Origin of the sequence: Vibrio gallaecicus (assembly GCF_024347495.1) — a bacterium.
Classification (GTDB): Bacteria; Pseudomonadota; Gammaproteobacteria; order Enterobacterales; family Vibrionaceae; genus Vibrio; species Vibrio gallaecicus.
This window is the reverse complement of record NZ_AP025490.1, coordinates 1,259,475-1,286,274: the sequence shown is the minus strand read 5'-3', so window position 1 is coordinate 1,286,274 and position 26,800 is coordinate 1,259,475. Positions and strand designations below refer to the sequence as shown.

The following is a 26,800-nucleotide window of genomic DNA, read 5'->3' as shown; positions in this document are numbered from 1 at the left end:
TGCTCTTGCGCAGTGGTGAAAATTTGAAGCGCGATTTATACCAAAAAACAGGAGCTATTTGTAGAGTGAAGAGCCGAAAGTCGACGAAAAATACGTATATTGTTTATCAGCGTCTATTATTTAATCATCGTTTTATTAAATAAGGGCTTATATACTGGTTATCCATCCATTGGTGATATATGAAACATGGTGCTGCCTATGAATACTCGCCACCTTAGCAATTTTACACTGCCGTCTTGGCATTACTTCATCAAACCGATCGGTTACTTTTTTGCACTGTTTTTCATCTTTTTCCTGATTTACAACGAATATAGAAAACCCATGCTGGTGACCATTCTAACTTTAACCAGCATTCTCTTTAGCATTTATTACTTTGCTTTGCGTAGCCATGTCATGATCACACTCACTTCTACACATCTACAACAGCACTTTTTCAAAGGTGGATGGGTCGTAAAATGGGATAACGTACAGGAGGTTTCAATATGTACATTTCAACAAGATGGTTGGCACGAGCCACTACCTTGGATAGGAATAAAACTTAAACACTACAAGCCCTATTTAGACTCAATCTGCCCAAAAGTGGCCTGTGAGCTATTACTCAGCCAAAGAGGGTTACTGTATTTAGGGGCTAAACAAGCTGGAAGCGAAGCTAAGTTCGAAGATATAGTTTTAGATTCTAATAACTATATAGACAAAAGCCCTGCACATACCGCCTATACAGGCATGCTGGCTATGCTAGCGAATAGAATGAAACATCAGAGAAGCTATCACGGCTTTGATATATTTATCGCAACCAATGAAATAAATATGAGCGGGGAAGAGTTTGTCGGTTTAGCTCGACGCTACCTTGCAGCCGCCGAGCTTACTAACACAAACGAAATGAATTAGTACAATGGCATTTCATCAGCTACAAATGGGTTAGATACCCGCTCTCGTCCAAATGTAGACTCAGGCCCGTGACCTGGAACAAACGTTACGTCTTTTCCGAGTGGCCATAACTTTGTCTTAATTGATGATATCAGAGTGTTAAAGTCACCTTGGGGAAAGTCAGTACGACCGATAGCACCGTTGAACAATACATCACCAACGAAAGCCAAGCGTGCTTCATCACTAAATAAAATAACGTGACCAGGCGTGTGACCAGGAGTATGAAGAACATCAATTTTCTGATTACCAAACGTAACTAGGTCACCTTCTTCAAGCCACTGATTAGGTTCGAATGCTTTACAAAGCGGGAAGCCAAACATTTGGCTTTGCCCTTCCAGACCTTGCAGCCAGAAAAGGTCAGCTTTATGCGGGCCTATAACCTCTACATTCAAGATTTCAGCCAGTGGCTCAGTTCCACCAACATGATCTAAGTGCCCGTGAGTTAATACCAAATTAACAACTTTAACGCCAAGTTCTTCAATAATCGCAGCAAGTTGTTTAACATCGCCACCGGGATCAACCACAATGCCTTCCATCGTTTCATCACACCAAACAATAGAGCAATTTTGAGAAAATGAAGTGACAGGCACTACTTGATATTTAAGAGACATAGATAAACCTTTGAAAGCAAACTTGATAATTGGCTATATGAATTGCCAATATGAACACCGTAAAAGATAAAAACGCTTACAGTGAGCTATAAATTTAAAGGCAAACTATGACATTGGACACTCATTTTGACAAGCTCAAGAATTTACCTTCAACCTGTGCAATAAAAAATGCACACCGAGTTTTAATTAATTACTTTTTCTTGTCACGTGAGTCTTACCAACTGCGAACAGGACCTGTATCTATATGAATAAAATCGCTTTTCGCATAGTAGCCAACACCACCTGCTTGAAGGCTTTTCGCCGCATCTCTGACTTCCTTTAAATTCACGCCACTGAGCCTAAAATCCAAAGCACGACCTTGCATATGATAACTTTTCTTTGCCACCCCACTAGATTTAGAACGAAGGCTTTCATTCGTAGCAGGCGAACGGTAACCAGAAATGATTTGAACCTCAGTATTCACACCAAGTAGATTCTGGATACTGGATAATTGGTCAAACAGACCTTTATCCATTGGATGAATCTCATTTCTACGGAAATCACGGCACAGCTTACTGATACGAGCCATTTCATCGCTTAAATAATTTACACCATCGAAATAGCAAGTTTCTAGCGTTTCGCCAGTATGCAAATTATTCATTGCAATGATTCTTGGCTTATCTGGGTAAGAAGCAAAAGCAGTAGAAGGAACAATAGAAGCTATTACAACACTACCGCCAGCCATAGATAAAAATTGGCGGCGAGAGAAAACATTTTGAGACATACAGCAAATTGACCCATCTAAATTGAACAAAAAACGGACAATACAGAAGGTTTTTTTATGAGTCAATTCGATGAAACACGAGAGAAAGGCAGAATGAGTAATCAAACTGCCTTTAGTTATTGAAACTGTTTATGAATTTTTCACAAAGCGACAAATGTTAAAATTGAGTCAAGATCACCCTTCATTACTCATGCTGTCGTATTTGTAAATATCACTCCGGTACTGGATACCTTCATCTTCAAATAAAACCGTTTGGTAAATAATATGCACTGGAATGCGCTTTCTTAACTGAACTCTAGTATTTGCTTTGAGAGCCGTGCTGTCTTCAAAATTTTTCTTTGTATGCTTCTGTATTAATAACTCTGCGAACTCTTCAGCATCCTCCACTCGAACACAGCCAGAGCTGTATGCCCGTCGGTCAGTATCGAATAAACCTTTACTTGGGGTATCGTGTAGATAAATAGCACGTCGATTAGGGGTGTTAAATTTGTATAACCCTAGCGCATTTTTCACTCCTGCTTGCTGCCGCATCTTATATGGGAATGCTCTAGGGTTAATACTTGCCCAATCAATATCATCAGGATTCAATGACTCAGGTGAGCGCCATTTTTCAATAACTTCAAAATTGTGCCTTTGTAGATAAGTATTATCCGCTTTAACTTTAGGCAATATGTCTTCAACCATTATTTTCCAAGGCACATTCCAAGTCGGATTCAAAATCACAGAATCCAATTTTGTCGTTAATAATGGTGTCTTTCTAGATAGCTTTCCAACCACAACTTTAGACTCAAACACTTCCTCACCATCAGACCAATATTTCATATCAAAACTAGGTACATTAACTAGAATCATGGAGTCTCGTTCCTGCGGCCATAATCTAGCCCGCTCGGCATTTAGCGATAAACTATGTAAGCGCCTTTCTGGGCTCATGTTTATCCACGCCATCGTTTTAGGTCCTATAACTCCATCAGCCTTTAAACCATGCATAGCCTGAAAATCTAATAGTGCAACTTCGAGTGTTTCATCAAAATAAACAATATCTGGTTCAATCAACTGGGTATTAATGCCGACTAAAGACATTCTTTTAATCAGAGAGCTTCGGTCAAGTAACTCGTCACCTTTACGTTTTAGTCCCAACTGATGATAAAGTTCAATAGGCTCGACAATAGAATCTTCCAAAAGTGAATATGAATGTTTAAATTGCTTATAATCGCCGACAGGGGGCGCATAAGAAAGCACAAACTCCTTGAGAGTATTGGATTCCAAGTTTCGCTTTAGGTTGAACAACAAGTGTGGGGAAGGCTTAGGAAGCTTTGCATGAAGTTTATCCTCAAAATACCAAGGCTTACCTATCAAAGGTGCATTTTCAGAATAACTGAGGTAAAAGATCAGAGTATCCATTGAAAGGATATCATGCTCAAACCAAAGCTCTTGCTCTCTATAATATCTCAGCCTTTGCAACTGACGCTCAAATAAAGGACTTATCTCAGAACGGTCGATAATTGATAGTTGAAATTCAAGCATTTCAGAAGCTTCAGAGTCATTCCACAATAAGGCAGAAGATGAATCAGTATAAAAGCTTTCTGTGAGTTCAGGATAAAGAACATAAAATTTAAGAGAGGAACTTTCAGGTATCCACCCTCTCTCATATAAGCCCGTCAAACTCCAAACTTGAAAAGAAGTCAGAAGTAATAATCCGCCAAACAATCTCACTAACATAGCACGCTCCATACCCACCAACCTTAAGTATGGCAAAGAAATGGGCGTACCAAGTATTAATTAGGGACTATATTAATTTTGAGACTATCCAAGCTAAATAGTCAGCGCTAGAGATGACAATAACCATCGCAACTTCGACACTATAGTTATCTCAAAAGCTATAGCGCTATCGAAGCTGTTAGCTGTTTAGCTGTTTAGCTGTTTAGCTGTTTAGCTGTATTATCTCGAAGATCAATCGCGATAAAACCTTAAAAATAACTAGATCGAAGACCAGTGGTTATCCCATTGAGTGAGTGTTTGAATGGTTGTTTTTTCCGATGGTTCAGCTTGGCTAATAACATCACCAGCCCCAGAGCTCAGCCTGAATTCATCTCCCATGAATACAGCGCCTGAAGCGTCAGTTAAGGAAGACAACTCAACCAATTCTTTTGTCTGCTTAGACCAAATTCCATAGCAGTTACCTCGTGGAGAAGTCGCGATAATCCATTTATCTGAAGCAGCAATACTCGCAATGTAATGGTTAAATCTCGCCCACTGTTCAGGCTCCGCTTTTAACTGCTCTAAACGGCCACCCTGAGTATGCATAGCTAATAATGCAGGGTATTCATCGGGTTCCCCGCGGTACTGCTGACCACAAAGTACCGTTTCATCTCCATCATGAGCAAGGTGCCTAATACTAAGCTGCTTATCTGCTAATTCAACTTGCTCAAGTAATTCACCTGTCGCAGACAAATAACTCAACGTTGGCTGCATTGTATTTAAGTTTTTAGGCGTTCGACCATCTGTATGTACGCCACCTACTCCAATTGCTAAGCGACCATCTGGCATAATGATAACCTCGTGAGGTCCAATGCCAAAGCCACTGAATTCATCTATCTTATTATAGCCATTAAGTGCATCATAAACGCCAATTACACCTTGGCTTGTACTTGAAACCCCTTCAGTAGCGTATAAGAGAGAACCATCAAGCGAAAAGACACCATGACCATAATAGTGTCTATTCTTCCCTTTTACTGACAAATGAACCTGCTGACCCGTTTTATAATCAAACACCATAAAAAAGTTGCCCGGTCTACGAGCAAACACTACAGCTTGATTTAAACCTGAGGAGTTATTAGGTCGAATTGCCACACCATGACCGCGCTCCGGAATGGCAAGGGTTTGAATAGGCATTCCCCACTTATCTGCCACAACTGCCGAATACTTTTGCTTACCTTGAAGCGAACATCCGATCAAAGCCGGCTCACGATTTGTTTGAGGAGATACACTAGAGCAGCCAAAAGGAAGTACTGGAACAGCAGCACCCAGCAGCGCTGCTTTAAGTAATGAACGCCGAGTTTGATTAGTCACCATCAGTTGCATTAAATCCTATTACAATTCCTAATTCGATCGCCACTTCTTCGTGAATAAGGTATTTAAGGCGCTCTAATTTATTATATTGAGCTAAAACATTTCGGTAGCCCTCTTTGCTCTGAAGCATACTAAACAAGCTACTCTCATCAAGCCAGGTTGCTAATGTTTGCTCAAACTGGCTCTTCACTCGATCAGCTAAATCATTTAAACCTCGCTCCCTTAGAATGTTATCTAAGCCTTTACCTTCCGCTAAATACAAGCTTTGCATTGCTTGGGTATTAGCTTTGAGTTGCGATAAAGAAGTTTCTGAACGCCATGATTCAGCAAAGTAAGGGCGAGGCTTACCAATATTCGCAAGTGGTCGACTTAGTTTTTTCATACTGTAATCTAGCTGATTCGTCAGTAATGCCACATATTCAGACTCCCATCGGGATTCATCTAAAGCTACCCACGGGTTAACTTGCCATGCATCTGCAATATTGGTCGATTTCACAGATAGGTTTTGCGAAATGGCGACTGCTGACATACAGCCTTTGCTCTTTTCACTTAATAACGGTGATTTTTCGTCATAAAGCATCCATTCTAATGCCCCTAAACCTTGAACGGTTACGCTTTGTTGAGCAATTTCCGCTTGAGTCCAAGTTTTGTCTTGTCGAGTAAGCTGAGACATTTTCAGACCAGTCGTATTCTTTTTGTCTGGCCAAAATTGAATATTCCAGCTCTCTTGTAGAGCTTCTGCTGGTCCTCGCTCTTGACCTTGAAGAGCCATCCAAGCAAGCATGGTTTGATGCCATTGCATCTTCACAGCATCAATAGAATAATCATTGGTTCTACAATATTGACCTAGCGATTCTTCTAACAATTTTGCTTGTGTGTTAAAAGCAACTGCAGATTCAAACTGCTTAACATAAACCTCGTGGCTCACATGCTTTGTTTCATCAAGATGAAATGTCGAGGTAGCTTCACCTTGATTGGTTGACTGGCAACCGGCGAGAGCAGCGACTATCAATGGTAGCGCGAATAATTTTTCACTCATGTTTCGACCTTATTTCTGGCTGACTATTTTCGCTAGCAGTGCTTAAATGCTGTTAAGTTCATTTAAAACACTGCTTACGATAGTTTATATTTTTTATAAAGATTCCAAGAACGCGACAAGTGCCTCTCGCTCTTTAGCATTTAGGCTCAGCACTTTTTGTTTAGCATTTTGAGCTTCTCCTCCATGCCATAGAATCGCTTCCATAATATTTCTGGCACGACCATCATGTAGTAAGAATGTGTGCCCATTCACTTCTTTGGTATAGCCTAACCCCCAAAGTGGTGTAGTACGCCATTCTTGACCATTCGCTAAATATTCCGGTCGGTTGTCGGCGAGACCTTCGCCCATATCGTGCAACAACATATCAGTATATGGGCTGATCAGCTGCTTAGATAACGCAGGTAAGTCAGCACGTTCTGCTGTTCTTATCTCAGCTTGATGGCAGCTTTGGCAGCCAATATCTTTAAAGAGTTGCTTACCTTGAATCACTTGTGGATTATCGACATTACGTCGAATTGGTACCGCCAGATGTTGGGAATAAAATTCTACAAAATCAAGGATGTTATCACTTACTTCTGGTGAACCACCATTTGGAAAGTCGGTACACGTAGATTGGTTCGCTGTACAGTTTTCATTAGGGAATAGATTACTCGTCAAACCTAAGTCACCATTAAATGCTGCAGCATTTTGTTGCATCAAATTTGGTTGCCCAGCTTTCCACCCAAACCGACCAAGCGTGAGCTCATCGGTTTGAACATCAAGCACTTTGTTCGCTTTACCCGATACACCAAGGTTTTCGGATTTTTGCTGCTCAATAAAGCCTAGAATCGTTTTTTCAGGAATGCTTTCTAATAAGCCAAGACCAATCATAGGCGGTGCTACACGAGCTGAAAATTCAGTTTTTGGGTGCATATCGCCAAACGCTAGCTCAGTAATAGTTAGGCTAGGTTTACGTAAGCTCACCACCGTTCCATCATCAAATTTAACAGGAACTTCTGTGTAGCTAATATTCACCTTCCCTTCGGGTTTTACGCCTTGCAGAGCAAAATCTTGAAGCTGACCGCCATAAGTAGGTTCAGGGATGCCACCATCTCGAATGAAAGCTTGTCTTTGAGCGGCAGTTTCAGCTGGAATGCTTAATCGAACCAGCATGGAAACAGCGTGTTTATCTCCTGCTTCAGGTGCATGCCCTCTACCATCTTTAATGTGGCAATTTTGGCAACCATTCGTATTAAACAAAGGGCCTAACCCATCACGAGCGTCTGTAGAAGCTGGTGCAGGGACCCATGGGTTTCTAAAGAAACTATTACCAACACTAAAGTCTAATCGCTTAGTCATAGGTAAGTTAGTTGCCGGCATTGAAAACGCATTAGCGCCTTCTTTTTTAGTAGTGGTTTTCCCTCCTGAATACACTTCATGGGCGTGTAAGGGAGACATTGCGAACAGTGAGATAAGTAGCGAGGCGGTGAGATACGACTTCATACATTGCCTTGATTATTTATTATTAGTTATATTTTTTAATTTCATTGTTTAACAATTTGGACAATACACAAACTTGAACAATACAGAAACAATGAAGGGCTCGCTAGGAGCCCTTTTTCAACTTTATTTATCGCTTAAAACTCATGGTCTGCAGTATCAGGGTTCAGGCTATCAATGCCAATCACACCGGCTGCACGTTCAATAGCAGCCGTTTGAGAAACTAGAGCTACAATCGTTTTATTCACAAGCGCGTTACCTGCTGCATTATCTGAAGCAATCAACTGATCAAAGTGCTGATTGTTTTTCTCAGCAGAAGTTACAAGCTCGCCAACTTGTGCACGAGCAAGATCAAATTGCTTTTGAATCTCTTTTGCAGCTTGCTTGTCTTGTTGAGCAACAAGGTCATATAGGCTTGGACCTGAAAGCAACGTACCGTTTTCACGCTTATACAAACCAGTGTAAACGTTGTAGATACCTTGCTCATTGTAGTAATGCGAGTTATGCGTGTTATCAGAGAAACAATCATGCTCATCTTCAGTTGAGTTAGCTTCTAGAGCAACTTTCATACGCTCACCTGCAAGTTCACCTAAAGATAGAGAACCCATGCCAAATAGCATCTTACGTAAACCATTATCGCTAGAACCCGCTAAAAGCTCTTGACGGTAATTACCTTTTTGCTCAGCAGACCACTGTTTTTCCATCCATTCAAGATCTTGAATAAGAAGTTCAGCAGAAGCTTTTAAGTAAGCACCACGACGGTCACAGTTACCGTTTGTACATTCAGAACCAACAACAAAATCAGTGTAAGCACGATTACCTGCACCGGCATTAGTGCCGTTTAAATCTTGTCCCCAAAGTAGGAATTCAATCGCGTGGTAGCCAGACGCTACGTTTGCCTCTGAACCACCAATTTCATTAAGCTCAGCAATTAGCTCAGGAGTAATGTTTGTCGCATCAACTGTTGTTTGACCAACTTGGAACGTTTTGTTAGCAACAATATTTGCGCTAGCACCTTCGTTACCTAGCTCATATTGGTAATCAGTTGATACGTAATCAATAAGACCTTCATCTAAAGGCCATGCGTTTAACTGACCTTCCCAATCATCAACAACCGCGTTACCAAAACGGAAAACTTCCGACTGCTGGTAAGGTACTCGAGAATCTAACCAAGCTTGTTTTACTTGTTCGAAATTTGCAGCAGAAGGCGAAGCTAAGAATGTATCAATAGAAGAGTTAAGAGCCTTGGCTGTAATAACAGAATCCGAAAAAACGGCATGTGCAATATCTGCGTAGTGTTCAACTACTTGATCTTGAGTCACTGCTGCAAATGAAGAAGCAGAGGCAAAAAGGAGTGACGAAGTAACAGCTTTAGTCACTAAAGATTTGATGGTCATTGAAGCGTCCTTGTTGAGCTTGAATTATTATTAGTAGTAATAGTGCAAACCATTATCATTTGCACTAGCAATCCAAATAATACAAATTTACAATTTTTTTGCAAGCCAAATACAAAAAAACCCCACAAATGTGAGGTTTTTATTTGATTTATGAGAAGAAGGAAATTTAAAGGTCTAAATCATGCTTTCCGTGCGACACTTTTGCTTGAAGATAGCTTTCATTACCTAACTTTATATGCGCCGAAGTATTGACCACTTCTTCAATTTGTATTCCATGAGACTTCAACTCTCTGATCTTTTTAGGGTTATTAGTGACTAAGCGAATAGTATTAATCCCTAATGCTTTTAGCATTTCAGCAGCTTCTGTGAAATCACGTAAATCATCGCCAAAACCTAAGTGGTTATTCGCTTCGTATGTATTCATACCTTCACTTTGTAAGCGATATGCGTCGATCTTGTTATAAAGACCAATACCACGCCCTTCTTGGCGGAGATATAAAATAATACCGCCAGATTCACCCATTTTATTAATTGTTTCATCTAACTGTTCACCACAATCGCAGCGAGATGAATGAAATACGTCACCCGTTAAGCATTCAGAGTGCATTCGTACCAATGGTGTGTTCTGAGTTTTATCTGCAGACTGAAAGATAACAGCAACATGTTCTTTTTCTGTTTTCAATCCATGGAATGACAGAAGCTCAGCATCAATATTGCTGCCTACCCCTACTTTGAAATCTACTCTGGCACGTACTTCCGCCATATCTATACTCACTTGATGATTTTATTTGCTTGGAATTATTATTTTAATTAAAGCCTACTAATTCAGTAAGCATGCAATAACAATCTGATGCTAAGTACTATGAGGCTATCTAAACGATTTTTCAAGGCTCTGAAGCCATGAAATGTTATATTATAACAACTTGATCATTTCATAATAAAAAACCCCACGTTAGACCCTTCTAACATGGGGTTAAATTTCTTTACAGAAACCTTCGATTTGATTGAATTTCAACCAATATTCGTGTTTATCGATGCTGACAAACTCATTTTAATATCAAACATCAATCCGCACTACAGATCACTGTTTTATTTATAGTTAGTTAAATGATCAAGCTTAGATACGTGAGAATTTAGAAACTTTAGATAATCGTTGAAGCCAGATTTTACAGGCTAATTTTGGGGGTTATAGGCTAACTTCATTTACTTGTTGTTTTTTCCATATAACAAGTTGGATCCAAGCGTTCTCTAATTCTGATAGCTCTTCTTGAGTCAAAAATGAAAGGCTTGGTTTGGCACTATACTGCTCACTCCACTTTTTAGATTGAACATTCGTATAAAACTCCTTTTTTAAGTTCGATATTACATTATCCACGAATAAGTCCTTATATCTGTGCAAGCTCAGTGAGTTAATTAAAGTATATTACAAAAATAGACCAATGAGGTAAACAGTATAAGTAATATTTATACATCCCTTTTAACACTTTTTATTGCAAGATGAACGAAGAGCACAAAAATAACAAAAGGTATTAGCCAAAGTACTAAATTACCTCTATTTAAAGGAGGGTTATATAAAACATATTCACCAAACCTTTCTGTCATATATTCAATAATATATTCATCACTCTTTCCTGCTTTGATCATCTCAAAAACATTTAAGCGAAGATCTTTTGCGATCGGAGAGTTTGATTCGATCAAATTTTGATTCTGACATTGCGGGCAACGTAATGTCTTTGCTAATGCGATTGCCCTTGATTGCTGCTTTTGACTGTCGAATTCAAATAGCTCCACTTGGATAATTTTTTCTTTGGTTGGCGATATAAAGACAGGCTCAGCAACAGCATGCGACGCGAATAGTATTGAACACAATAATATTAATACTTTCATTAAAAACCTTTAATAGATTTAATTTTCAAAATAATTAGCTAATTCATCATTCCAAGTTTTCTGATCTAATACGCCTAATACTTTTTTAATTATTTGACCCTCTTGATCAACCAAATATGTTTCAGGCGTACCTATAACACCTAAATCAATTGAAAGATCGCCAGTATGATCATTTATGATCTTTAAATAAGGATTTCCATCATTCTCTAATACTTTAATTGCCGATAATTTATTATCTCTATAATTAATACCATATATAGGAATCCCTTCAATTTTCAATTGATTAAGAAATGGATGCTCTGTTTTACATATCCCACACCATGAAGCCCAAATATTGATCAGTTGGTATTTACTCTTGGTAATATCCGATCTTGTGATCGTTTGATCGCCCAATAAAAGATCGTATTCAGTGAATTCGGGAAACACTCTGTCCATCACTTGAATCGTTGATGATCGCTGCTTACTCCCCAACGCTAAACTAAAACTCAGAGCTATCGCCAGAGAAGTAACCACCAACAAAAACAATTTATTACGCATATTTAAACCTAGAGACAAAGCTAATAATAGTTACCTGATTACGAGAAAATAGTGCAATGATTCCACCAAGGACAGATAGCAATACTCCTACCCAGATCCAACGGGCATAAGACTTATATTGGATACGGAACGCGTAAGCTGAACTATCGATCTTTTCTCCCATTGTGATATAGACATCACCATGCCAAAACCACTTCATTGCAGGCTCACTCATGTTCATCACTCTAACTTGATAGAAACGTCTTTCAGGAGTGATGATAAATGATTCCTCATCCTTACTTAACTCTAGATGAGCTTTTTCAGCAGTGAAATTACTTCCGACATAAAGCTCTGTTTCAATATACTTTAATGTCCAATCAAAGAATTGAATCTCCGATCCAGGCTCTAGTTTCTTATTCAATTCCAATGAATGGTGGCTATTCATTGCAGCACCTATAGCAAACATTGCCATCCCTATATGCGCTAGGCTCATAGAGACCACTCGCATGAAGTAAGTTTCTTTGTAGGCGGTAACTAGTGCGTAGATATGCGAAAAGAACACCCAAGCGGCTGCTATCCAGGTTATTTGCACAACCCAGTGTAAGTCACTGAGTTGACTCAATTGATTTAATTGGAGTTGGCTTAAATAGAGAAGGAAACCAACTATAGTAGACATGGCTAACAAGAGGAGCATCACTTTTACTGATAGATGTTTTTCTCGTAGCTTTTCAACTAAGGGGGAGAAACCAATCAACAGTAAAACCAATAAACCTAAAGGTACTGCAAATAGATTAAAATAAGGAGCCCCAACGGATATATTTCCCAAGCCTAAGAGCTCATAAACCATTGGGTAAAAGGTGCCAAATAAAACCACCAGCATTGCCACAACGAGCAAGGTTATTGCTAATAGAATGAGGAAACTTCGACTCAAAAAGTGCGTTATATTTTTTGAGTTAAATGACTCCCCTCTTATGATCAGTAAGGAAAACGAAGCCGTAAATACAATGCATAATATAGATATCAGAATCAGCCCTTTAGAAGGATCAACAGCAAATGCATGTACTGATGTCAGAACACCTGAACGGACAATAAAAGTACCGAGTATACTCAAAGAGAAAGTCGTAAAAGCTAAACTAAATGCCCACTTCAATAATTGTTGCTTCTCTTTCGCAATAGTCAAACAATGTAATAAAGCCGTCGCGGTTAACCAAGGTAACAAACTGGCATTTTCTACAGGGTCCCAAAACCACCAGCCTCCCCAACCTAATTCATAGTATGCCCACCATGATCCTAGAACGATCCCAGCCGTTAAAAATATCCACGCGACTAAGCTCCATTTTCGGCAGTGGTTTACCCACTCAAATTCAATTTCTTTGGTTAATAAAGCCGCAACTGCAAACGCTAAAACAGCAGAAAATCCAACATAGCCTAAGTAAAGAAGTGGAGGGTGAAAAATCAACCCAACATCTTGGAGCATAGGGTTTAGGTCTCGCCCCTCAACAGGTAACGTGCTATTGAATTCAAAAGGGTTGGAAGAGAGAAGAGTAAACCATGTAAAAGCGCAAAGTAATCCATTCATTACCCATAACACTTTTATTTGATAATCAGTTTGTAACGAGCTTTGAAGCGCAATCACCCCCGCCCAACATGCTAATGTTAGCACCCAAAACAGCAATGATCCTTCATGACCAGCCCAGACAGCTGCAATTTTAAAAAAAACTGGAAGCTGCGTATTTGAATGCTCAGCCACGTATAAAATAGAAAAATCATCTTGATAGAAAGCCACAGCCAACAAAACAAGAGAGAATATTGATAGACAAGCTGAACCCAACGTAAATGGTCGAACATACGTATCAGATACTGCATATGAGGTTGCGGTTCTATATTGTTTAGCCATAGAGAAGCCATACACCAGCGTGACTGCACTACTGAGTATGGCGACCATTATTAAGCTGAGTAACCCTAAATTGCCTATCATATTACCTCGATGATTAGCTTCGACGCTTTGGAGCCATTTAGCCAATTCAATTCAATTCAATTCAATTCAATTCAATTCAATTCAATTCAATTCAATAAAGTGAGCTTTATTTCTACGAAAAAGACATCCGTTATCAACAAAGCCCACTGGCATATTAATGAAAGTTATATGCACCCCACATGTCATCTTGCTGTTTTTACATACTACCTTCGTCCATCAGGTAAATTAAACAACGGTTAATTGACCTGCGTAGAGGATGAATGTCCTCAACATCAACACGCCTGCTAAGCTCAAAGACGTCACAGTAAAAATGTACAACGCACCATGTCGGATAGATTTAGGTGTTAAAGCATTCATCAGTAATGGTAGAAGCATGCCGACTACTATTACCCCCCACCAGAACCAGCTAGCCCAAAAACCCCCAGAAATCGCATTCCACGCGGCTTGCTCGCTTTGACCACCAGCAAATATCAAACCGGTAAAAAATGCCACGAGTACAAATAGCTCAAACATGACAACTGGTCGTTCAAAACCATGCACCCAGCTCACACTTGCACTAAGTGGTGACTCCTTAAAGACGAGTATCCCAACCAATAAACACGCAGCAGCACCAGAAGATAAGCTTGAGAATAAGAATAGAATAGGCAGAACAGGGTTATTCAGCATTGGGAAGGTCGGTAATGCCGATAATAAAAATCCGGTATAGGCAGCAAGTAATAAAGCTAAAAATGCCAAGAACAGTTCAAGATAATTCTCAAACGCCTCTAATTTATCCAGAATGCTATCAACAATTTCGAAACGCCCTTTTAAAAAGCTAACGATCTGCTTTCTAAAAATAATGCCTATCCAAGCAAATAATGCCGCCATATACACATTAAACAACACAACACCCATTGCCATAACCGACGTAGGGTTAATAAAGATCATGATCTTCCAAAAATCTAACGGTTTTGTCAGGTGGAATACCAGAATAGTTAAACCCACAATAATGCCAAATGGTGCGAGAAACGCCGTCGCTTTTAAAATCCCACTTTCAGAAGGCTTACCTACAATGACTTTCCGTTTAAGATAAATGGAGATCATCACAGAACCTGCAGACATACCTGCTAGGAATAAGTAAATCGCAATGATCCAATCCCAAACAACCACACCAGATTGAAACGCAGTTTCCCATTCACTCATGATGGTATCTCCCCTTTCTGCTGCGGTACTTTGTATAACTTAGGTGCCGTCCCTAAATGGACTTTATCTCTGTACACAACTTCATTTTTAAGCACATGATTAATCTCACTAGTAGGATCGTTTAAGTCGCCAAAAACCAAAGCCTTTGTTGGGCAAGATTCTACACACGCTGGTAACTTACCTTCTGCAAGATTGGTGTCTCGGCAAAAATTGCATTTATCCGCCGATTTATTTTCAGGATGGAAAAAGCGGACTTGGTAAGGACACGCTAATAAGCAGTAACCGCAGCCTACGCATTTCTCTTGATGGACATCGATGATGCCAGTTTTTTCATCCTTGTATGCAGCACCCGTTGGGCAAACCATAACACACGGTGCATTATCACAATGTTGACAAGAGTTGCGTGTAAAACGGTAATCAACATTTGGATATTCACCTTGAGGTTCACTTCTGATTATTTCTAAGCGAGAGACCCCTTCCGGTACGTTGTTCACTTCTCGGCATGCTTCAGTACAGGCAGTACAACCAATGCAAGCCGTTTCATCGTGAATCATCCCGTATCGTTTAACACCTTCTTCTTCCACGTTAGCAAGGGTTTTACGACTGGTCATTGAAGCAGTGGCTGCGATACCTGTAGTGAAGATTACCGCCCCAGTTCCTGCTAAAAAGTTTCTTCTAGAACAACTCATAGATTACTCCTTTTCTTTCAGTTGGTTGAAATCTGAGTGGCAATCCACGCATAACTTGATCCTTTCTTTTTTATCCAAAGCTAACACTTTAGACTTATTGGCATGAACATCATGGCAATTAGAGCAAGTTAAATTTTGTGCGTGAACATCATGGGTCCAATCAGAATCTTGTAAAGATTGAGGTTCGTGACAATCAGTACATTCACTATTGGCTTGTAAAACAGATTCGGGGGTGAGTAATTCAGAGTCAGTACCTAACATGGACTGCGCTGAACGATACTTGGTGACAATAGGCGCCCCTTCTCGATGATCAGGGCTAATGTTGTTGTGGCACTCTGTGCAATTAACTTCTCGACCTAAAGCTTTATGTGCTTTTTCGCCATGCGATCCTAATAATGTATCTTTGGAATCTTTATGGCACTGAACACACTTATAGTCTTTATCACGAATGAGTTCGACTTCATGCCTTGCAGAGTCGGTGACTGAGTCAACCGTCGGCGAGTCGGCGAGCGCATGAATGGAATAACCATAGAGGCAAAATGCTAGAAGGGATTTAAGCATTATGACTATGGCCAATTTGATATTGCCCATTTTATCCTTTCCTTATACCAGTGTTATTTAACTCTCAAGTAAATAATGGTTCTGGTTAAACAAAAGTATCCTGAACGATATTATTATCGTTCATTTGATATCAATTCTTATTTAGGATAAAGCCACAACGCTCTCTAACTTTAGATTATACCCCTACAATTAATGAGCATACTTTTTACGGTATAAATTGTGAACATAATCACCATTTAATAATCATGGTTATATTAATAACCCATTGTTATTATTGATAATTATTATCATTCAAAATATACACAACTAACCCTTTAGGGGTATATAAGAACAGGCGTGAGCCAGGTCACTTCTATTAATTGATCTAAAACAAGCATGAGTAAACACGTAACAAAATGTGTTTATTTATGAATTAATATAAATAGGAACTCTCCAGTTCTTATTTGATATAGCAACCTCACAACGCTTGGTATAAGAATCAGTATATTGGAGATATCACTGTGAAAAAGCATTGGATAGGTAATTCAGTCGCTGCATTATTATTGGTAAGTGCATCATTAGTTAGCACTGCCAGCTTTGCTGCATCTGAACAAAAAGACATTGGCGATCCTCGTAATGAGCAATATGAAGAGAACCATCCCGATCAATATCAAACATGGAAGCAAACATCAGAAAGTGAAAATCTAGAAGATGCTCTTAAAGAAGATCCTAATATGGTCATCATGTGGGCGGGGTACGGTTTTGCTAAAGATTATAATAAAGCTCGCGGTCACTTTTACGCCATTGACGATGTAAGACAAACACTAAGAACCGGCGCGCCTACAGATGAAAATTCAGGTCCTATGCCTATGGCATGTTGGAGCTGTAAAAGCCCAGATGTCGCGCGAGTGATAGAAGAGCGTGGAGAAGATGGTTACTTTGAAGGTAAATGGGCACGTTTAGGGGCTGAAATAACAAACCCTATCGGCTGTGCTGATTGCCACGATACTCAAAGTGACAACTTCAAGAATGGAGAACCGGCGCTCAAAATAACTCGTCCTTACGTAGAACGTGCATTTGATACGATCGGCAAAAATTTCGACCATCAATCTCGCCTAGATCAACAGTCTTCAGTATGCTCTCAATGCCACGTTGAATATTACTTCACAGGCCCAACAAAAGGCGTCAAATTCCCTTGGGATAAAGGCACTAAAGTTGAACAAATGGAAGAGTACTATGATGGAATCGGCTTCAAAGATTGGACACATAAGGTATCTAAAGCTCCAATGTTGAAAGCTCAGCACCCCGGATTTGAAACATGGCGAGAAGGCATTCATGGTAAGAACAAAGTTGCTTGTGTTGACTGCCATATGCCAAAAGTGACCAAAGAAGATGGCACTGTATTTACCGACCATAAAGTTGGTAACCCATTCGATCGTTTCGACGATACTTGTGCGCAATGTCATACTCAATCAAAAGAGCAATTACGCGGTATCGTTTCTACACGTAAAGCCCAAGTGTTGAATATGAAGTTAACGGCTGAAAAACAAATAGTCGCCGCCCATTTTGAAGCTGGTGCTGCGTGGGATGCCGGTGCAACTGAAGATGAAATGAAACCGATCCTTCAAGATATTCGCCATGCTCAATGGCGCTGGGATTATGCCATCGCTTCACATGGTGTACATATGCACGCACCAGAAGTAGCATTAGAAGTACTTGGAACTGCGGTAGATAGAGCTGCAGATGCACGTACTAAGCTTATTCGACTTCTTGCCAAAAAAGGGATTACTAAGCCAGTAATCATTCCTGACATATCCACAAAACTTAATGCACAAAAAGCGATAGGCATGGATATGGACAAAATGAATGCAGACAAGAAACACTTTTTAGAAACGGTTGCACCGCAGTGGGACGAAGAAGCAAGTAAGCGTGAAGATAAGTATAGCTATGAGTAAATTATGAGTATCACTTACCGACTCTCATAGCAGAACTCTGCTTTATCAAACGACAAAGCAATAAGCACATGATTAAAACCAGCCTGTTCCTCGGCTGGTTTTTTATTGTAGAGTTAATCAATAATAGTCCTTCCAAATACTCCCTCACCCTCAATACTCATCCTTTATAAAATTCATTTAGGGTGAGCCAAAGCCACTAGTTAATAATATATGTTATTTAGCCCTACTCATTTGAGGCTAACTTATGAACCATCGCCAACTAGAACAAAAATCGTTTGATGAAAGTGGGCAAAACCTTATAGTCGGTTCGGCTAACCACTGCCCTATCCCACCTGATCAACTAGCTCAGATCACATCAGACTCGCCTTATGTAATAGAAACTTTCGACAGCGGGTTAACCGCGACTGTGTATCACTTGAACATTGCAGGTAACCACTTCACGCTTAAGAAAAAAAGAACAACTTCTAAAGTAAAAAACTTAGATGGTAAGTATTCATTTCTAAATGAAGTACAACGCCGACATGATCTTCAAGGACGTAAAGATGATCCTACAACTTCAAACGAGTTTAGACACATCGTCTCCACTATTTATGCCGATTATCGACAAGGCATTATTTTGTCTGACTGGATCGAAGGTAACCTTTTAACACGTATAGAAAGAAACACTATTGCTCAACTTTTCTCAACACTTCTATCTTGTGAAAAAACAGGTTTATTCGAGTGGGATTTAAGCCAAGGTAATTTAATCGTAGATGATGATCACAATATTACTCTGTTTGATTTTGGTTATATGTATAGCTTTGATCCATTGAATGAATTAAATAGTAACGGGATGAATGATCCAATCTTTCAATCTTTTGAAAGGTTTGAGACTCGCTTTTTATCCGGGTGGCTTTGCTCCCAGAACTTAAACGATAAAGACGCGATTGCTTATTTCAAAATAATTAAAGAAGAAGCCTTAAAGATACTTAATCAGAAACTCATATGGCTTAAAGAAAACTCGGCAAGTATTGATGTAATTCAGCACATTAAAGGGTTGATATATTCCTATGAGAAAGCACTTAAAACGCCAGAAGCGTTGAATGAACTGTATATCGCTGAAATGTTCCGATCACATGTACTTGATATTGAAGATGATTTGGGTGGGAAGAGCTGTACAGCAACCACTAAGAAGAGGGTCAAGTCCGTGCTAGAAATGCTGGATAAACACTACGAATTACTCAAGAAAGAAGAAGCACTTTTCTACCAAAATCATAAGAAATCGCAAGCAGATCTGCTCAAACAATATAAGGTTAAGGAACAACTAGTTAACCAATATCAACTAACTTGACTTGGCTTGGCTTGGCTTGGCTTGGCTTGGCTTGGCTTGGCATAGAATTCATCCATGTCTATGCTCTTTGTTAAAGCGCTTATTTACGTATAAGTTGTTTGGCTTGGTTAATTGAATGAATCAAAGACACTCTGTCTATGCCTTGCTGGTTAGAGTCTAAAAGTCGGGTCCACACTAGGATCGCTTCTTCATATCGAGAGCTGATAAAATGATCACTTGCGATTAAGATCAAAGCAGTACGATCGTATGGATCCAATGCCAAAGAAGAGTCCAACAGATCTCTTACATCTTTGTTAATAGTTTGTGCATTAACATAGTAAAGAGCGGATGCTTTTGCGGAGTATAGACTAGAAGTTACATCGTCACTTAATCTAATCGCATATTCGAAACAAGTTAATGCTGAGTCGTAATCTCCGCTTTGAACGTATGTCCCGCCAAGTTGAAACCACAATTCAGCTTGGTTTGGGTTGAGCCTTAAACTATCTTGTAATTCTTCTACGTATTCTGTGGCGTTGAAACTACTTACCGTTATATCTTCTGACTTAGGTGGTTCTTGCTTAAGAAGGAACCATATACCAACACTAGCCAACAATACAAAAATAGTAAGTTTAAAGTTTGAGCTCCTGACTTTCTTGGTATGAGTAAAGCTGAGGGTCAAAAGCAATATAAATGCCCCCATTAAAATCATTGCAATCAATAGCCAAAAATCCATTTTCTCTCCAAGATAAAAGCTCTCGCCTTTAATTATTAGGTTCGAGTATTCTTATTGTTGAGTATATATTTTAATCGAGAATTCAAGTTTGTATCCTATTCACGATCAATTCGGACATAAAAAAACCGAGCTAAAAAGCTCGGTTTTTTTACAAACAAAGAATCCAAAAAATTATTCTGAATCTTCCTCGTCTGCTTTAGGTGTTTCTACATCTTTTGCTTCTGCATCGGCTGCATTAACATCTGTAGATTCATTTGAAGCTTGTTCACCTTCTTGAGTTTCCTCATCAAGTATTTCAGCTTCTTCTACTTCATCGATTCGCTGTAGAGCTACAACATTTTCGTCTTCAGAAGTACGAATCAATGTTACACCCTGAGTATTACGACCAACTTGGCTTACTTCCGCTACGCGAGTACGTACTAATGTACCTGCGTCAGTGATCATCATCATTTCATCGCCTTCTTCAACTTGAACAGCGCCAACAACTGGACCATTACGATCAGAGACTTTGATAGATACTACACCTTGCGTTGCACGGCCTTTCGTTGGGTATTCAGCCAGCTCAGTACGCTTACCGTAACCGTTTTGAGTCACAGTTAGGATATCGCCTTCGTTTGAAGGAACAATTAGTGAAACCACTTGATCCTCTTCTGGAAGCTTCATACCACGAACACCAGAGGCTGTACGACCCATTGGACGTACTTTGTCCTCGTTGAAGCGAACAACTTTGCCCGATTTCGAGAACAGCATGATGTCACTATTACCATCAGTAATATCAACGCCAATCAGTGAATCATCGTCACGCAAGTTAACAGCGATTAGACCGTTAGCACGTACGTTTGCGAATTGATCCAATGATGTCTTCTTAACAGTACCGTCACCCGTTGCCATGAAGATAAATTTCTCATTTGAGAATTCAGAAACAGGCAGGATAGCCGTAATACGCTCACCGTCTTCTAGAGGAAGAATGTTAACGATAGGCTTACCACGAGCAGTACGGCTCGCTTGCGGTAGTTGATAAACTTTCAGACGGTATGTCTTACCACGAGTAGAGAAACATAAGATGTTATCGTGAGTATTAGCAACAAGCAGACGCTCAATGTAATCCTCATCTTTCATCTTAGTCGCACTCTTACCTTTACCACCACGACGCTGAGCTTCGTAGTCGCTTAGGATTTGGTACTTAACGTAACCAGCATTTGAAAGCGTTACTACAACGTCTTCTTGAGCAATTAGCTCTTCCATGTCGATATCATGAACAGCAGCTGTGATTTCAGTACGACGTTCATCGCCATAGATATCACGTACTGTTTCTAACTCTTCACGGATCACTTCCATCAAACGCTCAGTGCTTGCAAGAATATGCATTAGCTCAGCGATTTCTTCTAGAAGTGCCTTGTACTCGTCTAGAATCTTCTCGTGCTCAAGACCGGTTAAACGGTGTAAGCGAAGTTCTAGAATAGCTTGTGCTTGTGTTTCCGTTAGGAAGTATTGACCATCACGGATACCGTATTGATCTTCAAGCCAATCAGGACGAGCTGCATCAGTACCAGCACGTTCAAGCATTGCAGCAACATTGCCCAGTTCCCAACCACGAGCAACAAGGCCTGCTTTCGCTTCAGCCGGTGTCGGTGCGTTTCGGATCAGTTCAATGATTTCATCAATGTTTGCAAGCGCTAAAGATAGAGCTTCCAAAATATGTGCACGGTCGCGCGCTTTCTTCAATTCGAAGATAGTACGACGTGTAACCACTTCACGACGGTGATCAACAAAACACTTCAACATATCTTTAATGTTGAAAAGTTGTGGTTGTCCGTTATTCAACGCAACCATGTTGATGCCGAAAGTAGTTTGAAGTTGAGTTTGTGAGTAAAGGTTGTTCAGAACAACTTCACCTACAGCATCACGCTTACATTCAATAACAATACGCATACCATCTTTATCAGATTCGTCACGTAGAGCGCTAATGCCTTCAACTTTCTTATCTTTAACCAGCTCAGCAATCTTTTCGATCAATCGAGCTTTGTTTACTTGGTAAGGGATCTCAGTAACGATAATGGTTTCTTTACCATTTTTCTCTACTTCAATATCCGCTTTTGAACGCATGTAAACTTTACCACGACCTGTCTTGTAAGCATCTACGATGCCTTTACGACCACTAATCAGTGCTGCTGTCGGGAAATCAGGACCAGGGATGTAGTCCATTAGCTCATCAATAGTGATATCTTCATTATTGATAAATGCTAAACAGCCATCAACGACTTCACCTAGGTTATGAGGTGGAATGTTGGTAGCCATACCTACCGCGATACCAGAAGCACCGTTTACCAATAGGTTAGGAATTTTTGTCGGCAGAACCGCTGGAATTTGCTCTGTACCATCATAGTTAGGTACATAGTCCACGGTTTCTTTGTCAAGGTCAGCCAAAAGCTCGTGCGCAATTTTCGCCATACGGACTTCCGTATAACGCATTGCAGCTGCTGAGTCGCCATCGATAGAACCAAAGTTACCTTGGCCATCAACTAGCATGTAGCGTAGCGAGAACGGCTGAGCCATACGTACGATAGTATCGTACACTGCGCTATCACCATGTGGGTGATATTTACCGATTACATCGCCTACTACACGAGCAGACTTTTTATATGCTTTGTTCCAATCATTACCAAGTACATTCATCGCGAACAAAACGCGGCGGTGTACTGGTTTTAGGCCATCACGCACATCTGGAAGAGCACGACCAACGATGACGGACATCGCGTAGTCTAGGTATGAACCTCTTAGCTCATCTTCAATGTTTACGGGCGTGATCTCTTTCGCTAGATCGCTCATAGAGCCATTTTCCCTCTATAGTCAGATCGTATTTTTGAATACGTATAAGACCGAAAAATATAACACAAATTTACCTACTGAGGCATCACTTTCCCCTTCCTTTTATCATCTTGTGAGCCTTGTTGCTAATCAATTGGCGAGAAATTGCACGCTGCCAACATATCTTGCTGATAGTTGGCTACTTTACAGACAACAAATCAGCAAATTTGTAGAACTTCTGGTCAGCAAGAAAAGCCAAGTTATAATGCTCACAACTTCATGGATGCATTATTAAACTTGGAAATGCCGATTATGACTAAAACGCAAAACGTAGACCCAGCAGAAATCAAAAAGTTTGAAGACATGGCTTCACGTTGGTGGGATCTCGAAGGCGAGTTTAAGCCACTTCATCAAATCAACCCGCTACGTCTAAATTATGTGCTAGAAAAAGCCGATGGCTTATTTGGTAAGAAAGTTCTTGATGTTGGCTGTGGCGGCGGAATCTTAGCCGAAAGTATGGCTATTGAAGGGGCTGTTGTCACAGGTTTAGATATGGGTAAGGAACCTCTTGAAGTTGCTCGTTTGCACGCGTTAGAAACAGGCACCAAGCTAGATTACATTCAAAGCACGATTGAAGATCATGCAGAACAAAACCCGCAAACTTATGATGTCGTCACGTGCATGGAAATGTTGGAACATGTGCCAGACCCACAATCCGTAATCACGGCTTGTGCCAAATTGGTAAAACCAAACGGACACGTGTTCTTCTCCACTTTAAATCGCAACTTAAAATCATATTTATTTGCGATTGTTGGTGCAGAAAAGCTACTCAAGATCGTTCCTGAAGGGACTCACGAGCATGAAAAGTTCATTCGACCTGCAGAGTTAATCAAGATGATTGATTCTACTCCTCTTCAAGAATTGGGTATCACAGGGCTTCATTACAACCCACTGACAGATAGCTACCGCCTAGGAAGTAACGTAGATGTTAATTACATCGTTCATACTCAGAACTTTGCCTAGTTGATATTAATATGATTACCGAAAACTATTTGTAAATAGACTAATGAAAAAGGTTGCAAATACCATAAAACTGCGACCTTTTTCAGTCTATTTTTCGTGCTCTAGATTCCATTTTAACCAGCTGTGATTTAAAAATAACCACCCGAATTCGACTGCCTTTTTTAGCCAAAGATCAAGAGATTTTTTTTTATTACCCTTCAAATTTAAACCAGCAGCAAAACGCTATTTTTCTACAATCAAGTCCTAGCTAACGCCATCAGTTAGTAAGTACTAACAGTTTTTTTTCAAATTTGCAGTTATCCACAAGCCTTCCCATTTATGTACCTTGAAAAATATCACTGACAGCACTATCTTGTAACCCAACAAGCAAATGACCCCTATATGTAGTGTTTAAGCTACAATATATGGGTAGAGCAAGATCACAAAGCCGTCATGTAATTTACAAAAATTACACACAAATATTCAAAAAAACGGCTTTTATCAGATTTGTTAGGGAAATAAAGCAGAATGAACCAACAACTTACTGTTACTAAGCGTAACGGTCGTAAAGAAACCATTGATCTAGAAAAGATCCACCGTGTGATTACTTGGGCAGCTGAAGGCCTGCACAACGTATCTGTATCACAAGTAGAATTGAAAGCTCACATTCAATTCTATGATGGCATCACCACAACTGATATTCATGAAACTATCATCAAATCAGCTGCGGATCTTATCTCTGAAGAGACTCCTGATTATCAATATTTAGCAGCTCGTTTATCTGTATTCCACCTACGTAAAAAAGCGTACGGTCAATACGAGCCGCCAGCTCTATATGAACACGTTGCAAAACTAGTTGATATGGGTAAATACGATAGCCACTTAATGGAAGATTACACTAAAGCTGAATTTGAAGAGCTTGATGAGTATCTGGACCATAAACGTGACCTAGATTTTTCGTACGCCGCGGTAAAACAGCTTGAAGGTAAATACTTCGTTCAAAACCGTGTAACGAAAGAGATCTATGAAAGTGCTCAATTCCTTTACATTTTAGTTGCTGCTTGTCTATTCGCTAAGTACCCAAAATCGACACGTATTGACTATATAAAACGTTTTTACGATGCATCTTCCACGTTCAAGATTTCTCTACCAACACCTATCATGTCTGGTGTACGTACTCCTACGCGTCAATTCAGTTCATGTGTACTGATTGAATGTGGAGACAGCTTAGATTCAATTAACGCAACAGCAAGCTCAATTGTTCGTTACGTTTCTCAACGTGCTGGTATTGGCATCAATGCTGGTCGAATCCGTGCGCTTGGTTCTGAAATCCGTAACGGTGAAGCATTCCACACTGGTTGTATTCCATTCTACAAATACTTCCAAACAGCCGTAAAATGCTGTTCTCAAGGTGGTGTTCGTGGTGGCGCAGCAACTGTGTTCTACCCACTATGGCACGGTGAAGTACAATCTCTACTGGTACTTAAGAATAACCGTGGTGTTGAAGAGAACCGTGTTCGTCACATGGATTACGGCGTACAGTTGAACAAACTAATGTATGCTCGACTAGTTCAAGGTGGCAACATCAGCCTATTCTCTCCTTCTGATGTTCCTGGTTTATACGATGCTTTCTTCGAAAACCAAGAGCGTTTCGAAGCGCTATACGTTAAATACGAAAACGACCCATCTATTAAGCGTGAGACTGTTAAAGCAGTTGAGCTGTTCTCTCTTCTTATGCAAGAGCGCGCTTCGACTGGCCGTATCTACATTCAGAACGTTGATCACTGTAATACACACAGCCCGTTCGACTCTGAAGTTGCACCTGTTCGTCAATCGAACCTATGTCTAGAAATTGCACTTCCAACGAAGCCGCTTAAGAACGTAGAAGATGACGAAGGTGAAATTGCACTATGTACGCTTTCAGCGTTTAACCTAGGTGCAATTAACGAGTTGGATGATTTAGCTGAGCTATCTGAACTGGTCGTTCGTGCTCTTGATGCCTTACTGGACTATCAAGATTACCCGCTTCCAGCAGCATACAAATCGACAATGAACCGTCGTACTCTAGGTGTTGGTGTTATCAACTTCGCTTACTACCTAGCAAAGAATGGCGTGAAATACTCAGATGGCAGTGCAAACGGCCTTACTCACCGTACTTTTGAAGCGATTCAGTATCACTTACTAAAAGCATCTGTAGCACTAGCAAAAGAGCAAGGTAAGTGCCCGCTGTTCAACGAAACCAACTATGCGAAAGGTCTACTGCCAATCGATACTTATAAGAAAGATATCGATTTAGTATGTGATGAACCACTGCATTACGATTGGGACTCTCTTCGTGAAGAGATAATGGAACATGGTCTACGTAACTCAACACTGACTGCACTTATGCCTTCTGAGACGTCATCTCAGATTTCTAACGCAACAAACGGTATTGAGCCACCACGTGGTTTTGTTTCAATTAAAGCCTCTAAAGATGGCATTTTGAAACAGGTTGTTCCTGACTTCGTTAATCTAAAAGATAACTACGAGCTGCTTTGGAACATTGGTTCGAACGATGGTTACCTGCATTTAGTGGGTATCATGCAAAAATTTGTTGACCAAGCTATCTCTGCAAACACAAATTATGATCCAAGTGGTTACGAGAGCGGTAAAGTCCCTATGAAGAAACTTCTTCAAGACTTGCTGACTGCATATAAGTACGGTGTTAAAACGCTTTACTACCACAACACTCGTGATGGTGCTAAAGATGATCAGGGTGATGCAGTCCAAGTGCCTGAAGAAGATTGTGAAGGCGGCGGTTGTAAGATCTAAGCTGCTTTTCTAAAAAGCGCTTTATCTAGACAAATTAAAATACAGAAAGGAACATGGCTTCCTTTCTGTAAAAGTATTAACAAGACCTGTTCATGAAATAGGTTT

Annotated in this window: 22 protein-coding genes; 5 read left to right on the top strand and 17 right to left on the bottom strand. The window is 40.1% G+C overall.

Translation table 11 applies throughout. The features are described 5' to 3' along the window. The first annotated feature begins 198 nt into the window (after window positions 1–198). Window positions 199–888, top strand: a complete 690-nt coding sequence (locus OCU78_RS05720; protein WP_137372588.1) for a DUF2982 domain-containing protein — start codon at window positions 199–201, stop codon at window positions 886–888. Here OCU78_RS05720 and OCU78_RS05715 read toward each other — a convergent pair. From OCU78_RS05715 to nrfB, 15 genes are all read right to left on the bottom strand, one after another. Next, entirely contained in the window at window positions 885–1,538 is a 654-nt protein-coding gene (locus tag OCU78_RS05715) for an MBL fold metallo-hydrolase (RefSeq protein ID WP_137372587.1), read from the bottom strand. The two genes, OCU78_RS05720 and OCU78_RS05715, sit on opposite strands and share 4 nt — an antisense overlap. Before the next feature lie 214 nt (window positions 1,539–1,752). Beyond that, window positions 1,753–2,301 carry a DUF882 domain-containing protein gene (locus OCU78_RS05710; RefSeq protein WP_137372586.1) on the bottom strand — a complete coding sequence of 183 codons (549 nt, stop codon included), beginning with the start codon at window positions 2,299–2,301 and terminating at the stop codon, window positions 1,753–1,755. A 174-nt stretch (window positions 2,302–2,475) separates the two neighbouring features. Beyond that, the gene (locus tag OCU78_RS05705) at window positions 2,476–4,020 is read right to left on the bottom strand and encodes a L,D-transpeptidase family protein (protein ID WP_137372585.1); all 1,545 of its coding nucleotides are present in this window, start codon (window positions 4,018–4,020) and stop codon (window positions 2,476–2,478) included. A gap of 258 nt (window positions 4,021–4,278) precedes the next feature. Then, the gene (locus OCU78_RS05700; RefSeq protein WP_137372802.1) at window positions 4,279–5,373 is read right to left on the bottom strand and encodes a DUF1513 domain-containing protein; all 1,095 of its coding nucleotides are present in this window, start codon (window positions 5,371–5,373) and stop codon (window positions 4,279–4,281) included. Beyond that, window positions 5,363–6,409, bottom strand: coding sequence for an imelysin family protein (locus OCU78_RS05695; protein WP_137372584.1), 1,047 nt, complete (start codon window positions 6,407–6,409; stop codon window positions 5,363–5,365). Before OCU78_RS05695 ends, OCU78_RS05700 begins: the two co-directional genes overlap by 11 nt. Before the next feature lie 93 nt (window positions 6,410–6,502). Then, the gene (locus tag OCU78_RS05690; RefSeq protein WP_137372583.1) at window positions 6,503–7,891 is read right to left on the bottom strand and encodes a di-heme oxidoreductase family protein; all 1,389 of its coding nucleotides are present in this window, start codon (window positions 7,889–7,891) and stop codon (window positions 6,503–6,505) included. A gap of 134 nt (window positions 7,892–8,025) precedes the next feature. Then, a complete protein-coding gene (locus OCU78_RS05685; RefSeq protein ID WP_137372582.1) occupies window positions 8,026–9,285 on the bottom strand; it encodes an imelysin family protein in 1,260 nt (419 codons plus the stop codon). A 166-nt stretch (window positions 9,286–9,451) separates the two neighbouring features. Next, window positions 9,452–10,048: a GTP cyclohydrolase II gene (locus tag OCU78_RS05680; RefSeq protein WP_137372581.1), complete on the bottom strand. Its 597-nt coding sequence runs from the start codon at window positions 10,046–10,048 to the stop codon at window positions 9,452–9,454. A 423-nt stretch (window positions 10,049–10,471) separates the two neighbouring features. Further along, the gene (locus OCU78_RS05675) at window positions 10,472–10,660 is read right to left on the bottom strand and encodes a hypothetical protein (RefSeq protein ID WP_137372580.1); all 189 of its coding nucleotides are present in this window, start codon (window positions 10,658–10,660) and stop codon (window positions 10,472–10,474) included. Window positions 10,661–10,749: 89 nt separating this feature from the next. Beyond that, window positions 10,750–11,172 carry a cytochrome c-type biogenesis protein gene (locus OCU78_RS05670; protein WP_137372579.1) on the bottom strand — a complete coding sequence of 141 codons (423 nt, stop codon included), beginning with the start codon at window positions 11,170–11,172 and terminating at the stop codon, window positions 10,750–10,752. Between the two features lie 18 nt (window positions 11,173–11,190). Beyond that, window positions 11,191–11,709: a DsbE family thiol:disulfide interchange protein gene (locus tag OCU78_RS05665; RefSeq protein WP_137372578.1), complete on the bottom strand. Its 519-nt coding sequence runs from the start codon at window positions 11,707–11,709 to the stop codon at window positions 11,191–11,193. Next, window positions 11,702–13,666, bottom strand: a complete 1,965-nt coding sequence (locus tag OCU78_RS05660; protein ID WP_137372577.1) for a heme lyase CcmF/NrfE family subunit — start codon at window positions 13,664–13,666, stop codon at window positions 11,702–11,704. The genes OCU78_RS05665 and OCU78_RS05660 overlap by 8 nt, the downstream gene beginning before the upstream one ends. 225 nt (window positions 13,667–13,891) lie before the next feature. Further along, window positions 13,892–14,848 carry a cytochrome c nitrite reductase subunit NrfD gene (nrfD, locus tag OCU78_RS05655; RefSeq protein WP_137372576.1) on the bottom strand — a complete coding sequence of 319 codons (957 nt, stop codon included), beginning with the start codon at window positions 14,846–14,848 and terminating at the stop codon, window positions 13,892–13,894. Beyond that, the gene (nrfC, locus tag OCU78_RS05650; RefSeq protein WP_137372575.1) at window positions 14,845–15,537 is read right to left on the bottom strand and encodes a cytochrome c nitrite reductase Fe-S protein; all 693 of its coding nucleotides are present in this window, start codon (window positions 15,535–15,537) and stop codon (window positions 14,845–14,847) included. The genes nrfD and nrfC overlap by 4 nt, the downstream gene beginning before the upstream one ends. A gap of 3 nt (window positions 15,538–15,540) precedes the next feature. After that, entirely contained in the window at window positions 15,541–16,128 is a 588-nt protein-coding gene (gene nrfB, locus OCU78_RS05645) for a cytochrome c nitrite reductase pentaheme subunit (RefSeq protein ID WP_137372574.1), read from the bottom strand. 470 nt (window positions 16,129–16,598) lie between these two features. Here nrfB and nrfA point away from each other — a divergent pair, with 470 nt between their 5' ends. Both nrfA and OCU78_RS05635 read left to right on the top strand, forming a co-directional pair. Next, window positions 16,599–18,032 carry an ammonia-forming nitrite reductase cytochrome c552 subunit gene (gene nrfA / locus OCU78_RS05640; RefSeq protein ID WP_137372573.1) on the top strand — a complete coding sequence of 478 codons (1,434 nt, stop codon included), beginning with the start codon at window positions 16,599–16,601 and terminating at the stop codon, window positions 18,030–18,032. 244 nt (window positions 18,033–18,276) lie between these two features. After that, the gene (locus OCU78_RS05635; protein WP_137372572.1) at window positions 18,277–19,362 is read left to right on the top strand and encodes a protein kinase family protein; all 1,086 of its coding nucleotides are present in this window, start codon (window positions 18,277–18,279) and stop codon (window positions 19,360–19,362) included. Window positions 19,363–19,441: 79 nt separating this feature from the next. Here OCU78_RS05635 and OCU78_RS05630 read toward each other — a convergent pair whose 3' ends face one another. After that, a complete protein-coding gene (locus tag OCU78_RS05630; RefSeq protein WP_137372571.1) occupies window positions 19,442–20,074 on the bottom strand; it encodes a TPR domain-containing protein in 633 nt (210 codons plus the stop codon). Window positions 20,075–20,245: 171 nt separating this feature from the next. Beyond that, window positions 20,246–22,903: a DNA topoisomerase (ATP-hydrolyzing) subunit A gene (gene gyrA, locus OCU78_RS05625; RefSeq protein WP_137372570.1), complete on the bottom strand. Its 2,658-nt coding sequence runs from the start codon at window positions 22,901–22,903 to the stop codon at window positions 20,246–20,248. 258 nt (window positions 22,904–23,161) lie between these two features. Here gyrA and ubiG point away from each other — a divergent pair, with 258 nt between their 5' ends. Together ubiG and nrdA are read left to right on the top strand one after the other, a co-directional pair. Further along, window positions 23,162–23,905 (top strand): bifunctional 2-polyprenyl-6-hydroxyphenol methylase/3-demethylubiquinol 3-O-methyltransferase UbiG, encoded by a 744-nt coding sequence (gene ubiG / locus OCU78_RS05620; RefSeq protein ID WP_137372569.1) that lies wholly within the window; start codon window positions 23,162–23,164, stop codon window positions 23,903–23,905. 507 nt (window positions 23,906–24,412) lie between these two features. Then, window positions 24,413–26,695, top strand: coding sequence for a class 1a ribonucleoside-diphosphate reductase subunit alpha (nrdA, locus tag OCU78_RS05615; protein ID WP_137372568.1), 2,283 nt, complete (start codon window positions 24,413–24,415; stop codon window positions 26,693–26,695). Window positions 26,696–26,800: the final 105 nt, after the last annotated feature.